The organism is Fulvimonas sp. R45, from assembly GCF_030504985.1.
Classification (GTDB): domain Bacteria; phylum Pseudomonadota; class Gammaproteobacteria; order Xanthomonadales; family Rhodanobacteraceae; genus Rhodanobacter_A.
In genome coordinates this window covers 38,260-53,475 of the sequence record NZ_JASERU010000002.1, presented here as the reverse complement: position 1 = coordinate 53,475, position 15,216 = coordinate 38,260, and the positions used below count along the sequence as shown (strand labels likewise).

The following is a 15,216-nucleotide window of genomic DNA, read 5'->3' as shown; positions in this document are numbered from 1 at the left end:
CTGGCCGACGGCTACCGCCGGATCATGGCCCACCTCGCCGACCGGACCGACATGCAGGTGAACGCGGCCGCGTTGCGCGCCGACCTGCCGATCCTGCACTTCGTGATGGAGAAGAACTACAGCGGCTGGGAGAGCGCCGCGAAACGCGGCTGGGACTGGGACGACTGGTTCCGGCGCTGGGACGCGATGCTGGCCGGCCACGGCACGCAGCCGATCCCCACGGGTACCGCCTTCGCCCCGTGGTACGCCTACGAGGATTTCCAGATCGACAGCCATTCCGGCCCCGGGATCCCGGAACAGTTCCAGCTACTGATCGTCTCGCGCAGCGCCGTGCTGCAACGGGCGCCCACCGCCGCGTGCAGCGCGCTGGTCACCGCCGACGGCAAGCGCCATCCGCTGAACCCGGACGACCCCGCGCAACAGCCGCACGCGGCCTGGCGCTGGGACGGCCATGCGCTGCGGGCGGCGAGCTACATCGCCTATCCATCCTCGCGCGGCGAGGTGGACGGCATCGTCTGCGGCGGAACGCGCATTGCGGCGACACCGACGTGGACGGGCTACCTCGGCCCGGATCGCCCCGGCAAGGCCCTCGAAGCCTCGTTCGCGGCCCTCGCCGGAAACCGCAAGGGACTGGCCGTCTACGACACGCCCGCACCCGGCATCGGCTACCTGCGCCTGGCGGCGTTCAACGAGGCGGGCGACGAGGCGTTGCGCAAACTGTCCGGCAGCCTGCCTGCCACGGCCGGCCACGAACGATTGCTGATCGTCGACCTGCGCGGCAACAGCGGCGGGGCCGCGCCGATCGCCGCCGCGCTGGATCCCCGTGGCACGGATCCACCCGCAACTGGACCAGATACGGAAATCCTCGTGCCTGTATCCCGGCCTGTGGTTCAACCTGTTCCAGTTCCTGTCGCGGGACGTCCACGCGCCCACCACCGCGGCCTACCGCGGCAGCGAGGCGCATGCCATGCGGATGATCGACGCCCCACCGTCGTCCACGCATTGCCCGGTCGGCTTCGACGCCACCCGCGGCGGCTGGCACTACGCGGCGCACCGCTTCGTGCGCCACTGGCGCGGCCGGCGCCCGCGGCTGTTGGTGCTGGTGGACAACGGCTGCGCCAGCGACTGCGAATACACGACCTTCGCGCTCGCCCAGTTGCCCGGCACCGTCATTGCGGGCAGCAACACGAACGGGCTGATCGGCTTCACCCAGCCCGGCTTCGTGGTGTTGCCGCACACGCGCCTGGGGTTCGAGCTGTCGACCAGCCTCACCGACGCCTACGGCGACGGCCGCTCCGCGAACGGCTACGGCCTCGACGTCGACATCGTGCTGCCGGCGGCCGAGGACTGGAGCCGCGCGTCCATCCTTGCGCTGGCAAGGCTGCTGGCGAACGACTCCCCGTACCGGGCGCGGGCGTCCGTGCCCGCCAACGCCATGCAGGGCATGCACGCACGACCCGATTCCACCACCCCTGGAGCCATCCCATGAAACGACGCGACCTGCTGAAGGCGGCCGCCAGCCTGCCCCTGCTGCCCCTGCTGATGCGCAGCGGCACGGTCCTGGCGCATGGCGCCGGGACGCTCGCCACGAGCCTGCGCTCGCGGCTGCGCCCGGGCCAGCCGGGCTGGCCCGCGGCCGCGGAATGGGAGCGGCTGAAACAACAGGTCGGCGGCCGGCTGCTGAAGCTGGAACCGCCGTTCGCCCACGGCGACGCCTCGCCGGCACTCAAGCAACTGGACAACCCGTTCGCGGTGGGCGACAACCCCGCGCTGACCCAGACCAGCGGCTGGGCCGACGCCTGGGCCTCCCGGCCCAGCGCCTACGCCGTGGCAGCCGAAGGCACCGCCGACGTGGTCGCCGCCGTCGACTTCGCGCGCCGGCACCGCCTGCGGCTGGTGGTGAAGGGCGGTGGCCACAGCTACCAGGGCACCTCGGACGCGCCCGATTCGCTGCTGGTGTGGACGCGCCACATGAACCGGGTCGACCTGCACGACGCCTTCGTGCCGCAAGGCTGCGCCGGCCACGCGGCGCCGCTGCCCGCGGTGAGCGTGCAGGCCGGCGCGATGTGGATCGACGCCTACGACGCCGTGACCACCCGCGGCGGCCGCTACGTGCAGGGCGGGGGATGCAGCACGGTGGGCGTGGCCGGGCTGGTGCAGAGCGGCGGCTTCGGCAGCTTCTCGAAGCGCTGGGGCACGGCGGCGTGCAACCTGCTCGAAGCGGAGGTCGTCACCGCCGATGGCCAGGTGCGCATCGCCAACGCCCGTACGAACCCGGAGCTGTTCTGGGGGCTCAAGGGCGGCGGTGGCGGCAGCCTCGGCGTGGTCACGCGGCTGACCCTGCGCACCTTCGAGCTGCCGGCCGAGTTCGGCGTGGTGGCCGGCACCATCGAGGCCGACTCAGACGCCGCCTACCGTGCACTGATCGCCCAGGCGATGGGCTTCTACCAGCGCGCGCTACTCAACCCGCACTGGGGTGAACAGCTGAGGTTCTACGGCCGCACGCTTGAAATCATGATGCTGTTCCAGGACCTGACCCGGCAGCAGGCCGAACAGGTCTGGGCCCCCTTCCTCGACTGGGTACACGCCCGCGGGGATTGCCGCTTCGCCAAGCCCTTCCAGGCCATGGCCATGCCGGCCCGGCACTTCTGGGACGCCGAGTTCTTCCGCCAGCACGCGCCTTCGCTGATCGTGTCGGACGACCGGCCGGGCGCGCCTCGCCATCACATGCTGTGGGCCGGCGACCGCGACCAGGTGGGCTGGTTCATCCACGGCTACCAGTCGGCCTGGCTGCCGGCCGCGCTGCTGCAACCGGGGCGGCAGGCGTCGCTGGCGGATGCCTTGTTTGAGGCCGCACGGCACTGGGGCGTCACGCTGCATTTCAACAAGGGCCTGGCCGGCGCGCCGGCCGACGCGATCGCCCGCGCCCGCGATACCGCCACCCATCCGCAGGTGCTCGAGGCGTTCGCCCTGCTGATCTGCGCCCACGGCGGCCCACCCGCCTTCCCCGGCATGCCCGGCGCGAAGCCCGATCTGGCCAGGGCGCGGCACGACGCGGCGTCCATCGACCGGGCGATGGACGCCATCCGCGCCGTGGCGCCCGGCGCCGGCTCCTACGTCTCGGAAAGCGACTACTTCCTGCGCGACTGGCAGCAGGGCTTCTGGGGCGGCAACTACCCGCGGCTCGCCGCGGCAAAGCGCAAGTACGACCCGGACGGCCTGTTCTTCGTGCACCACGGCGTCGGCAGCGAGGCATGGGGCGCGGACGGCTTCACGCGCACGGCATGACCGGAGGCGCGCGTCCGGACGGGCGGCGCGTCCTGGGTCCACCAGGCTCCCGTGCTGTCCGTGCGTCCCGCGGCAGGCGATAATGCGCCGCCCGCCCAGGATTTCCCCCATGCCGCCCTCACCCCGCGCCACGGCGCCGGAATCATCGCTGCTGCAACACCGCGCCTTCGTGGCGTTCTGGTTCTCGCGCGTCTGCTCCGGCTTCGGCTTCCAGATGCTGTCGGTGGCGGTGGGCTGGCAGATCTACGCGATCACCGGCCGCGCCTTCGACCTGGGCCTGATCGGCCTGGTGCAGTTCATCCCCTCGGTGCTGCTGGCGCTGCCGGCAGGGCACGTGGCCGACCAGTACGAGCGGCGCCGCGTGGTGCTGACCGGACAGGTGGTGGAATGGATCGCGATCGCGCTGCTGGCCGCGCTGACCCTGCTGGGGCGCATCCACGAGATCGGCATCCTGCTGCTGGTGTTCGCGATCGGCGTGGCAAAGGCGTTCGAGGCGCCGTCGATGCAGTCGCTGCTGCCGGCGCTGGTGCCGCCGGCGATCCTGCCGCGCGCGGTGGCGGTGAGCGGCTCGGCGTTCCAGATGGCGATGATCCTGGGCCCCGCCATCGGCGGCCTGCTCTACGTGGCGGGGCCGGGCGTGGTGTACCTCGCCGCCGCGGCGCTGTACCTGGTGGCCGCCACGATGATGGCGCGGCTGCGCTACGAGCAGGCGCCGCCCAAGCGCGAGCCGGCCACGCTGGAGACGCTGTTCGCCGGCGTGCATTTCATCCGCGCGCGCAAGGACGTGCTGGGCGTGATTTCGCTGGACCTGTTCGCGGTGCTGCTGGGCGGCGCCACCGCGCTGCTGCCGATCTTCGCGCGCGACGTCCTGCACACCGGGCCGTGGGGCCTGGGCCTGCTGCGCGCCGCGCCGGCGGTGGGCGCGCTGCTGATGTCGCTGTGGCTGGCCCGGCACGACCTGCAGCGGCGCGTGGGCATGATCATGTTCGCCTCGGTGGCCGGCTTCGGCGTGGGCACGCTGGTGTTCGCGCTGTCCACCGCGCTGTGGCTGTCGCTGGCGGCGCTGTTCATGCTGGGTGCGTTCGACATGGTGAGCATGGTGATCAGGGGCTCGCTGGTGCAGCTGGACACGCCCGATGCGATGCGCGGCCGGGTCAACGCGGTGAACTCGATCTTCATCAACACCTCCAACCAGCTCGGCGAATTCGAGTCGGGCATGCTCGCCGCCTGGCTGGGCGCGGTGAACGCCACCGTGCTGGGCGGCCTCGGCACCCTGGTCGTGGTGGGGCTGTGGATGGCGATGTTCCCCACCCTGCGCCGGCGCCAGAAGCTGCACGTGGAGCCGGCCGGCGCGGAACCGGTGGCCGAGGCGCTGTAGGCACGAGGGCCGGCTGAACCGCGCCCGGCCCGTGCCCGGCCCTGTTTACGCCCGGCTCACGACGCCGCTGGCAACGTGGTCCGCCCCACCGGAGGAGAACGACGATGAGCAGGCAACGCGAGCTCGGACGCCATGTCGAGGACCTGGGCGAGCGCGTGCGCCGCTACGCCGACGACGCCGGCGATACCGCCCAGGGCTGGATCGCGCGCGGCAGGCAGGCGGCGACGCGCCTCAACGGCCGCGGCTACGGACGCCGGCTGTCGCGCGCGGCGGAGGACTTCGGCGACGAGGCGAGCTACCAGTACCGTCGCCTGAAGCGCCACGTGAACCGCCACCCGGTCGCCACCGCCGCGATCGTCGCCGGCACGGTCGGCGCCTTCCTGCTGTTGCGCCGGGTCTTCCGCGACAGCGACGAGGACTGAACGCCGCCGCGTGAACGCCGCCGCGGCACGTCAGGGCCCGCCACGGCGCCGCCCGGGACTCCGATGCGGCAAAAGGAAAGGCCGCCTCGCGGCGGCCTTTCCGGCAGGGACGACGCCTCCGCTCAGACGGTGAGCGGGTTGGGCTTCTCCGGATCGAGCCTGTACTCCTTGATCGCGCGGGCCACGTCCTTGGCGTTGACCTTGCCTTCCTTCGCCAGCGCGGCCAGCGCGGCGTGGGCGATCCAGTAGCGGTCCACCTCGAAGAAGTCGCGCAGGTGCTCGCGGGTGTCCGAGCGGCCGTAGCCGTCGGTGCCCAGCACGGTGTAGCGCATGCCGTCGGGCAGGAACGCGCGGATCTGGTCGGCGTACTCGCGCACGTAGTCGGTGGCGGCGATGGCCGGGCCCTGGCGGCCGTCCAGCAGGCTGGCGACGTAGGGCACGCGCGGCTTGTCCTCGGGGTGCAGGCGGTTCCAGCGCTCGGTGTCGAAGCCGTCGCGGCGCAGCTCGATGAAGCTGGGCACCGACCAGATGTCGGCGCTGACGCCGAAGTCCTTCTCCAGCAGCTCGGCGGCGGCGATCACCTCGCGCAGGATGGTGCCCGAGCCCAGCAGTTGCACGCGCGGCTCGCCCTTCTTCGGCTTGCCGGCGTCCCTGAACAGGTACATGCCCTTGATGATGCCCTCCGCGCAGCCTTCCGGCATGTCCGGGTGCGCGTAGTTCTCGTTCATCACGGTGATGTAGTAGTAGTGGTCCTCCTGGTCCTGCATCATCGAGCGCACGCCGTCCTGCAGGATCACCGCCACCTCGTAGGAGAAGGTGGGGTCGTACGATTTCACGTTCGGGATGGCGCCGGCCAGCAGGTGCGAATGGCCGTCCTCGTGCTGCAGGCCCTCGCCGTTGAGCGTGGTGCGGCCGGAGGTGCCGCCGACCAGGAAGCCCCGCGCGCGCGAGTCGCCGGCGGCCCAGGCCAGGTCGCCGATGCGCTGGAAGCCGAACATCGAGTAGTAGATGAAGAACGGCAGCATCGGCTGGTTGCTGACGCTGTAGCTGGTGGCCGCGGCCATCCATGCGCCCATGCCGCCGGCCTCGGAGATGCCTTCCTGCAGCACCTGGCCCTTCTGGTCCTCGCGGTAGTACAGCAGCTGGTCGGCGTCCTGCGGCTTGTACTTCTGCCCGAACGGCGCGTAGATGCCGATCTGGCGGAACATGCCCTCCATGCCGAAGGTGCGCGCCTCGTCGGCCACGATGGGCACCACGCGCGGGCCGATCTGCTTGTCGCGCAGCAGCAGGTTCATGCCGCGCACCAGCGCCATGGTGGTGCTGATCTCGCGGTCGCCGGTGCCCTTGGTGATCTGCTCGAAGGCCTTGAGGTCGGGCGCCTTGAAGCTCTCGTCCGCCTTGCGCCGGCGCTGCGGCAGGAAGCCGCCCAGCGCGCGGCGGCGCTCCAGCATGTACTGCACTTCCTCCGAGTCCTTGCCGGGGTGGTAGTACGGCACGTCCTTGATCTGCTCGTCGCTGAGCGGGATGTTGAAGCGGTCGCGGAACGCGCGCACGGCCTCGTCGTCCAGCTTCTTCTGCTGGTGGGTGGGGTTCTGCGACTCGCCCGAGCCCAGGCCCATGCCGTAGCCCTTCACGGTCTTGGCCAGGATCACCGTGGGCATGCCCTCGGTGTGCACGGCGGCGTGGTAGGCGGCGTACACCTTGTGCGGGTCGTGGCCGCCGCGGTTGAGGCGCCACACGTCGTCGTCGCTGAGGTTGGCCACCATCGCGCGGGTCTGCGGGTACTTGCCGAAGAAGTGCTCGCGCGTGTAGGCGCCGCCGAAGGCCTTGCAGGCCTGGTACTCGCCGTCCACGGTCTCCATCATCAGCTTGCGCAACGTGCCGTCGGTGTCGCGCGCCAGGAGCGGATCCCAGTAGCTGCCCCAGACCACCTTGATCGCGTTCCAGCCGGCGCCGCGGAACACGCCTTCCAGTTCCTGGATGATCTTGCCGTTGCCGCGCACCGGGCCGTCCAGGCGCTGCAGGTTGCAGTTGATCACGAAGATCAGGTTGTCCAGCTTCTCGCGGCCGGCCAGCGCGATGGCGCCCAGCGACTCCGGCTCGTCGGTCTCGCCGTCGCCCATGAAGCACCAGATCTTGCGGTCGGTCTTGGGCATCAGGCCGCGGTGTTCCAGGTACTTCCAGAACTGCGCCTGGTAGATCGCCTGGATGGGACCTAAGCCCATCGACACGGTGGGCACCTGCCAGTAGTCCGGCATCAGCCACGGGTGCGGGTAGGACGACAGGCCGCGGCCCTTGCCGGCCACTTCCATGCGGAACAGGTCGAGCTGCTCCTCGCCGATGCGGCCCTCGAGGAAGGAACGCGCGTAGATGCCCGGGCTGGAATGGCCCTGATGGAACACCAGGTCGCCCGGGTGCTCGGCGCTGGGCGCGCGCCAGAAGTGGTTGAAGCCCACGTCGTACAGCGTGGCACTGGAGGCGAAGCTGGCGATGTGGCCGCCCAGCTCGCCGGGCTTGCGGTTGGCGCGCACCACCATCGCCATCGCGTTCCAGCGGATGATCGAGCGGATGCGCCATTCCATCGCCGCGTCGCCCGGACTCCTGGCCTCGTTCGCCGGCGCGATGGTGTTGACGTACTCGGTGGTGGGGTCGAACGGCAGGTAGCCACCGGAACGGCGGGTGGTGTCCACCATGCGTTCCAGCAGGAAGTGGGCGCGCTCGGTGCCGTCGTGGCGGATCACTGCGTCGAGCGATTCGATCCACTCCCTGGTTTCGGTGGGATCGAGGTCCTGGTTGAGGATGTCGTCGAGCTGATCCATGGGAGATTCTCCGCGGCGCCGTGCGGCGCAGATGCTGATGAAGGGAGCCTGCCGCCGGGGATGCAGCGGGCTGACAGCCAAGTCTAGCCCTCGCGGGGCTTGGCTGCCAATTGGACGTCCGTCGATGGTCGTCCATGCGGCGGCGCATGGGGTGTGGTTTTCATCCGATGGCCGCGATGTAGCGAAGCGCTACGCCCTCTCCCCGGAGGGGAGAGGAGGCGAAGGTGGTAGGCGGGTTCGCCTGCCAGACGCTGCCGGATGAAGCTGTACCCGGCTTCGAGGCCAGCTTCATTGTTTTGCGCGCGCTAGGCGCGCGCGGCGCGGATCTGCGCGTCCACCGCGGCGATCGCGGTCATGTTGACCACGCGGCGCACGCTGGAGGCCGAGGTGAGGATGTGCGCGGGCTTGTCCACGCCCATCAGGATCGGTCCGATCGCCACGCCGTCGGTCATCACCCGCACCATGTTGTAGACGATGTTGGCGGCGTCCAGGTTGGGCAGCACGAACAGGTTGGCTCGACCGGTGAGGGTGGAATTGGGGAAGATGCGCCGGCGCAGCGCCTCGTCCCATGCGGTGTCGGCCTGCATCTCGCCGCCCATGTCCAGCTTCGGCGCGCGCACCTTGAGGATTTCCCACACCTTGCGCATCTTGCCGGCGCTGGGGTTGTCGTGGCTGCCGAAGTTGGAGTGCGACAGCAGCGCCACCTTCGGCTCGATGCCGAACAGCTTGAGCCGGTAGCTGGCCTGCAGCGTGGCCTCGGCGATCTGCTCGGCGCTGGGGTCGAGCTGCACATGGGTGTCGAGGAAGAACCAGGCGCCCTTGTCGTTGATCACGCCGGTCATCGCCGAGGTGCACTGCACGCCCGGGTCCAGCCCGAACACGCTGCGCACGTAGCCCAGCTTCTTGTGGTAGCGGCCGACCAGGCCGCAGATCATCGCGTCGGCCTCGCCGCGCTTGACCATCATCGCGGCGATCAGGGTGGGCCGCGAGCGCATCAGGCTCTTCGCCGCGTCCGGGGTGACGCCGCGGCGCTCGGTCATCGCGTGGTACTGCTGCCAGTACTCGTTGAAGCGCGGGTCGTCGTTGATGTTGGTCAGCTCGAAGTCCACGCCCTGGCGCATGCGCAGGCCGAGGCGATGGATGCGCATGTCGATCACGTCGGGCCGGCCGATCAGGATGGGAAAGGCCAGCTTGTAGTCGATCACCGACTGCACCGCGCGCAGCACGGTCTCTTCCTCGCCCTCGGCGTAGACCACGCGCTTGCGGTCGGCGCGGGCGCGGTCGTACACCGGTTTCATGATGAGGCCGGTGCGGTAGATGAACTGGCCGAGCTTCTCCCTGTACGCGTCCATGTCGGCGATCGGCCGCGCGGCCACGCCGGAGTCCATCGCCGCCTGCGCCACCGCGGGCGCCAGCATCACCAGCAGGCGCGGGTCGAACGGGCGCGGGATCAGGTAGTCGGGGCCGAACGAGGGCACGTCGCCGCCGTAGGCGCTGCCCAGGTCCGAGGCCTCCATCCGCGCCAGCTCGGCGATGGCGCGCACGCAGGCGGTCTTCATCGCCTCGTTGATGACGGTGGCGCCGACGTCCAGCGCGCCGCGGAAGATGTACGGGAAGCACAGCGCGTTGTTGACCTGGTTCGGGTAGTCCGAGCGGCCGGTGGCGATGATGCAGTCCGGGCGGACCTGCTTGGCGTCTTCCGGCAGGATTTCCGGGTTCGGGTTGGCCAGCGCCAGGATCACCGGCTTGTCGGCCATCGTGGCCACCATCTCCGGCTTCAGGATGCCGCCGGCGGACAGGCCGAGGAACACGTCGGCACCGGCCACGATCTCGGCCAGCGTGCGCTTGTCGGTGTCGCGCGCGTAGCGCGCCTTGTCCGGGTCGAGCTGGTCGCGGCCCTGGTAGATCACGCCCTCGCGGTCGAAGGCGAGGATGTGCTCGGGCTTCGCGCCCAGCGCCACCAGCATGTCGAGGCAGGCGATGCCGGCCGCGCCGGCGCCGGTGGTGGCGATCCGCACGTCCTCGATCTTCTTGCCCACCACTTCCAGCGCGTTGACGATGGCGGCACCCACGATGATCGCGGTGCCGTGCTGGTCGTCGTGGAACACCGGGATCTTCATCCGCTCGCGCAGCTTGCGCTCGACGATGAAGCATTCCGGCGCCTTGATGTCCTCGAGGTTGATGCCGCCGAAGGTGGGCTCCATCGCGGCGATGATGTCGACCAGCTTGTCCGGGTCGCGCTCGGCCAGTTCGATGTCGAACACGTCGATGCCGGCGAACTTCTGGAACAGCACGCCCTTGCCTTCCATCACCGGCTTGCCGGCGAGCGGGCCGATGTCGCCCAGGCCCAGCACCGCGGTGCCGTTGGTGATCACCGCCACCAGGTTGCTGCGCGCGGTCATCTCGCTGGCCGCCTGCGGGTCCTCGACGATCGCCTCGCAGGCATAGGCCACGCCCGGCGAATAGGCCAGCGACAGGTCGCGCTGGGTCAGCAGCGCGGTGGTGGGCGTGACCTTGATCTTGCCCGGGCGCGGATGACGGTGGTATTCGAGCGCGGCGTGGCGCAGGTCTTCGGAGTGGGCCATCTGGGGTGTCGGATCGATGCGGTGAGGAGGGAAGCCGCCGCCTCGGCGGCGCCGCGCCATGGTAGCACCGGGCCCGCCCCGCCCGGGCGCCGCGCGTGTCGCTATGCGGTGGCCGGCGGCTCGCGCAGCAGGTCGTCCGGACCCACCCTTCCCATGCGGATGCCGTTGACGAACACCGAGAACGCCAGCTTGCCGGCCAGCCCGTGCGCGTGGCGCATCCACGGCGGCAGCCAGCGCGGCGGCGCCAGCGCGCCACTGGCGAAATGCGGCTCCAGGCTCAGCACGTCGGCCAGCGCCAGCTTGCCGGCGAACAGGTAGCGCAGCAGGTCCATGCGCTGCTCGCGGAACGCCCAGCGGAAGAAGGTGTGCACGTCGAGCAGGCCGGACAGGTACACGTTGTCCTTGGCGAACGCCGCGCCGCCGGTGGTCGGCACGCCGCGGAACACCCGCTGCGCGGAATGGAAGCTGTCCGCCACGCTCTGCCCGCGCTCGTGGAAGAAGCGGTACACCTCCACGAAGTCGGCGCCGGAGAGCGCCATGTCGATGGCCAGGATGCGCAGGCTGATGCGCTTCAGGCGCGCGATGTCGATCGCGCCGGACATCAGCTCGGCGAACACCGCCAGTCCTTCCTGGGTGGCGGTGACGCGCGGCGAAGTGCGCGCCAGCGAGGCCAGCAGCGGCTGCTCGCGGCCGTTCAACGCGGTGAGCGAATGCACGAAGGCCTCGTGCGCCAGCAGCTGGTGGCGGTCGTATTCGCTGAAGCAGGTGTTGGCGCGCAGCCGGATGCGGGTGGCGCCCGCGGCCGCCTTGGCGGTCAGTTCCGGGTCCACCTCCACCACGATGACGCCGGGGCCGAAGAAGCCGTCCAGCGTCGTCGCCAGCTCGTCGCGCAGGCCGGCGGCAGGGATGTCCACGCTGACGTCGTCGGCCAGCAGGTCGGCGCCCAGTTCGTCGGACAGCTCCACGAAGTAGCGCGCGGCGTCGAGGTTGCTGCGCGCGCTGCCAGGGATCGGATCACCCGGCCGCCCGTACAGCGCGATCGACGGCGCGGTGACGCCGGCGCCGCCGACTGCCTCCAGCATTTCCGCCGCGATGCGCCAGGACTCGGCGGTGCGGCGCAGGTAGTCGCCCAGCGGGTCGCCGTCGTCCGCCGTGCGCTCGATCGCCGCCAGCTCGGCGCGCGCCCCGGCCAGGTCGGGGCGGGCGTAGTCCACCCGGGGCAAGGTGTGGCGGCCTTCGGCGTAATCCGCGATCAGGCGGTTCTCCAGCGAGGCTGGCCACGCCACGGTGGGCAGGATGTGGATGCCCTTCACCGCGGCCAGCAGGCGGCGGTCGAGGTCGGCGTAGCGTTGCAGGGCGGGGGCGACGCTCATGCCGATAGTCTTCCGGCACGAGCCAGGCTCAGCCCCGAACCGTCATTCCGGCGCAGGCCGGAATCCAGCAGCGGGAGCGGCAGGTTTTCGCGACAACCGTGCACTGTCGGCACTGGATTCCGGCCTGCGCCGGAATGACGGGCATGGAAACCGCAGGGCAAGGACCTCACTCCCGCTCGCGCTTGCCGCGCGTGGTGTGCGGCCGGTCGATCGGCCGGCCGCCGCGTTGCCGGCGCAGGCGCGCCTCCAGCGTGGCCGCCTGCTCCTCGCGCTCGTCGCGCAGCTTGAGGTAGTTGCGCCAGCGTTCGGGCGCCAGCTCGCCGCTGTCCAGCGCGGCCTGCACCGCGCAGCCCGGCTCGCTGCCATGGCCGCAGTCGGCGAAGCGGCAGGTCTCGGCCAGCGCCTCGATGTCGGCGAACAGGTCGAGGTTTTCCTCGCCGGTGAGCTTCAGCTCGCGCATGCCGGGCGTGTCGATCAGGCAGCCGCCGGTGGGCAGCGGCAGCAGCGCTCGGTGGGTGGTGGTGTGGCGGCCGCGGCTGTCGTGGCTGCGCACCGCGCCGGTGGCCATCCGGTCCACGCCGAGCAAGGTGTTGGTGAGGGTGGACTTGCCGGCGCCGGAAGAACCGACCAGCACCGCGCTGTCGCCCGGCTTGAGGTACTGCGCCAACACCGCCACGCTGGCCGGGTCCTTGCCGTTGACGGCGTGCACGGGCGTGCCCCCAGGCAGGCGCGCGCGCAGTGCGTCGATGCGGCCGGCGGCGTCGGCGTGCACGTCCAGCTTGCTCAGCACCACCACCGGCTGCGCCCCGGAATCCTCGGTGAGCGACAGGTAGCGCTCGATCCGCGCCGGGTTGAAGTCGCCGTCCAGGCCGGTGAGCACCAGCACGTAGTCGATGTTGGCGGCAATCAGCTGGCGCTCGTAGCGCTCGCCGGCGGCGGCCCGCAACAGCATCGTGCGCCGCGGCAGCACGCGCACGATGTGCGGCGGATGGCCGGTCTCCACTTCCACGAAATCGCCCACGGCCGGACGTTCGGACGGGTCCAGCCCGCGCTTCAGGAAGTGCCCGGCCGGCTGCGCGCCGAAGCTCTGTTCGCCGTCGTGGAGCTCGTAGCCGGCACGGTGCTGCGCCGCCACCCGGGCCACGCGCAGGCCGGCGGCAGGCAGCTGCTCGCCGCGCCAGCCGATGCGGCGCAGGCGCTCGAGGGTCTGGGCGTCCGTCATGGGGGCGTTCGTGGCTCCGGCAGGGTTGCCCGAGGATAGCCCGGAATCGCGCCGGCGTGCGCCTCGCGCTGCGGTGCATCACGCTGCTAGCATCGGCACGCCGGCAGTGGCGCCGGCGGGACCAAAGAGGGATGCCGGCGTTGGCTTCGATCAGACCCAGTGCGCACCTGGCGGACGTGCGCTACGAGATCCGCGGCGCGTTGACCCGCCGCGCGCGCGAGCTGGAGGCCGCCGGTCGGCCGATCATCAAGCTCAACATCGGCAACCCCGGCCGCTACGGCTTCGAGACGCCGGCGCACCTGCGCGAGGCGATCGCCGCCCACCTGCGCGACAGCGAGGCCTACGGCCACGAGCAGGGCCTGGACCAGGCGCGCGAGGCGATCGCCGCGCAGCAGCGCGCCCGCGGCGCCCGGCACGTGGAGGTGGAACGCATCTTCGTCGGCAACGGCGTCAGCGAACTGATCGACCTCAGCCTGCGCGCCCTGCTGCAACCCGGCGACGAGGTGCTGCTGCCCAGCCCCGACTACCCGCTGTGGAGCGCCGCCACCATCCTCAACGGCGGCGTGCCGCGCTACTACCGCTGCCTGGCGGAGAACGGCCACCTGCCCGACCCGGACGAGATCGAGGCGCTGGTGACCCCGCGTACCCGGGCGCTGGTGCTGATCAACCCGAACAACCCCACCGGCGCGGTGTATCCCCGCGCGCTGCTGGAGCGCATCGTGGCGGTGGCCTCGCGGCACGGCCTGCTGCTGCTGTCCGACGAGATCTACGACGAGGTGCTGTACGACGGGACGCCGTTCCAGCCGCTGGCCGAGGTGGCCGGCGAGCTGCCCTGCGTCAGCTTCGGCGGCCTCAGCAAGGTGTACCGCGCCTGCGGCTACCGGGTCGGCTGGCTGAGCCTGTCCGGCGCCCCGGCGGCGGGCGCCGACTACCGCGATGCGCTGCAGCTGCTGGCTGCGCTGCGCCTGTGCGCCAACGTCACCGCGCAATGGGCAGTGCCCGCCGCGCTGCAGGGCGCGCCCACCATCCAGGCGCTCACCGCGCCCGGCGGGCGGCTGCACGAGGCCCGGCGGACGGTCCTGGAAGGCGTCGCCGCCAGCGACTACCTCGACGTGGTCGCGCCCGCCGGCGCGCTGTACGCCTTCCCGCAGGTGCGCGCCGACCGCATCGCCGCCTTCGACGACGAGGCCTTCGCGCTGCGCCTGCTGGAGGAGGAATCGGTGCTGGTGGTGCCCGGCAGCAGCTTCAACGTGCCGGCCAGCCGCCACCTGCGCCTGACCCTGCTGCCCCAGCCAGCCGACCTGGCCGAGGTGTTCGTGCGCATGGAACGCGTGCTGGCCCGCCTGGCCGCCGAACGGCCGCAGCGCGCCGTCGCCGTCGCATGACTCGCATCCCTCTCCCGCTTGCGGGAGAGGGGGCGGGGACCGCCCTTGCCCCGCTCCTTCGTCCACCGTTCGAGCCAACGCCACCCGGCGCAGGAAAAAGAACAGGAAGGAACCCGCCATGCCCCTGACCTACCTCGCCCTCGGCGACTCCTACACCATCGGCGAAGGCGTCGAGCCGGCCGGGCGCTGGCCGGTGCACCTGGCCGCCATGCTGCGCGACGAAGGCGTGCCGCTGGCCGAACCGCGCATCCTCGCCACCACCGGCTGGACCACCGACGAGCTGTCCGCGGCGATGGACGCCGCCGCGTTCGACCCGCCCTACGACCTGGTCAGCCTGCTGATCGGCGTCAACAACCAGTACCGTGGCCGCACGGCGGACGACTACCGCGGCGAATTCCGACGCCTGCTGGAACGGGCCGCGGCGCTCGCCGGCGGGCGCGCCGCGCGCGCGCTGGTGCTGTCGATTCCCGACTGGGGCGTCACCGCGTTCGCCCGCGGGCAGGACCGCGACCCCGCGCGCATCGCCGCCGAACTGGACGCCTACAATGCCATCGCCCGCGACGAGGCACGGCGCCTGGGCGCCCCCTGGGTCGACGTGACGCCGATCTCGCGCTCCCATCCCGGCCTGCTGGTCGACGACGGGCTTCACCCCGATGCCGGGCAGTACGCCCTATGGGCCGCCGCGGCGCTGCCCGCCGCCCGGCACGCGCTGTCGTCGTCCTGACGCTGCGGCTTGAAGCCACG

The 15,216-nt window shown here is 71.2% G+C and carries 10 protein-coding genes; 6 read left to right on the top strand and 4 right to left on the bottom strand.

What is annotated here, in order from left to right; genetic code table 11:
• The first annotated feature begins 823 nt into the window (after positions 1-823).
• From QMK61_RS01845 to QMK61_RS01830, 4 genes are all read left to right on the top strand, one after another.
• Positions 824-1,489, top strand: a complete 666-nt coding sequence (locus QMK61_RS01845; protein ID WP_302070029.1) for a hypothetical protein — start codon at positions 824-826, stop codon at positions 1,487-1,489.
• Positions 1,486-3,288 (top strand): FAD-binding oxidoreductase, encoded by a 1,803-nt coding sequence (locus QMK61_RS01840; protein ID WP_302070027.1) that lies wholly within the window; start codon positions 1,486-1,488, stop codon positions 3,286-3,288. Before QMK61_RS01845 ends, QMK61_RS01840 begins: the two co-directional genes overlap by 4 nt.
• 109 nt (positions 3,289-3,397) lie before the next feature.
• Positions 3,398-4,666 (top strand): MFS transporter, encoded by a 1,269-nt coding sequence (locus tag QMK61_RS01835; protein WP_302070026.1) that lies wholly within the window; start codon positions 3,398-3,400, stop codon positions 4,664-4,666.
• A 104-nt stretch (positions 4,667-4,770) separates the two neighbouring features.
• On the top strand, positions 4,771-5,088 hold the full coding sequence (locus QMK61_RS01830; protein WP_302070024.1) for a hypothetical protein: 318 nt from the start codon (positions 4,771-4,773) through the stop codon (positions 5,086-5,088).
• A 122-nt stretch (positions 5,089-5,210) separates the two neighbouring features.
• On the opposite strand, the gene aceE is transcribed toward QMK61_RS01830, so the two are convergent.
• The 4 genes from aceE to rsgA all read right to left on the bottom strand — a co-directional run bounded on the left by aceE (position 5,211) and on the right by rsgA (position 13,087).
• Positions 5,211-7,907, bottom strand: a complete 2,697-nt coding sequence (aceE, locus tag QMK61_RS01825) for a pyruvate dehydrogenase (acetyl-transferring), homodimeric type (RefSeq protein ID WP_302070023.1) — start codon at positions 7,905-7,907, stop codon at positions 5,211-5,213.
• Positions 7,908-8,212: 305 nt separating this feature from the next.
• A complete protein-coding gene (locus QMK61_RS01820) occupies positions 8,213-10,492 on the bottom strand; it encodes an NADP-dependent malic enzyme (RefSeq protein WP_302070021.1) in 2,280 nt (759 codons plus the stop codon).
• Positions 10,493-10,593: 101 nt separating this feature from the next.
• Positions 10,594-11,865: a flavohemoglobin expression-modulating QEGLA motif protein gene (locus QMK61_RS01815; RefSeq protein WP_302070019.1), complete on the bottom strand. Its 1,272-nt coding sequence runs from the start codon at positions 11,863-11,865 to the stop codon at positions 10,594-10,596.
• Between the two features lie 166 nt (positions 11,866-12,031).
• On the bottom strand, positions 12,032-13,087 hold the full coding sequence (rsgA, locus tag QMK61_RS01810; protein ID WP_302070018.1) for a ribosome small subunit-dependent GTPase A: 1,056 nt from the start codon (positions 13,085-13,087) through the stop codon (positions 12,032-12,034).
• 140 nt (positions 13,088-13,227) lie between these two features.
• Here rsgA and QMK61_RS01805 point away from each other — a divergent pair, with 140 nt between their 5' ends.
• Positions 13,228-14,472: an aminotransferase class I/II-fold pyridoxal phosphate-dependent enzyme gene (locus QMK61_RS01805; protein ID WP_302070016.1), complete on the top strand. Its 1,245-nt coding sequence runs from the start codon at positions 13,228-13,230 to the stop codon at positions 14,470-14,472.
• 118 nt (positions 14,473-14,590) lie between these two features.
• Positions 14,591-15,196, top strand: a complete 606-nt coding sequence (locus QMK61_RS01800; protein WP_302070015.1) for a GDSL-type esterase/lipase family protein — start codon at positions 14,591-14,593, stop codon at positions 15,194-15,196.
• Positions 15,197-15,216 lie beyond the last annotated feature (20 nt).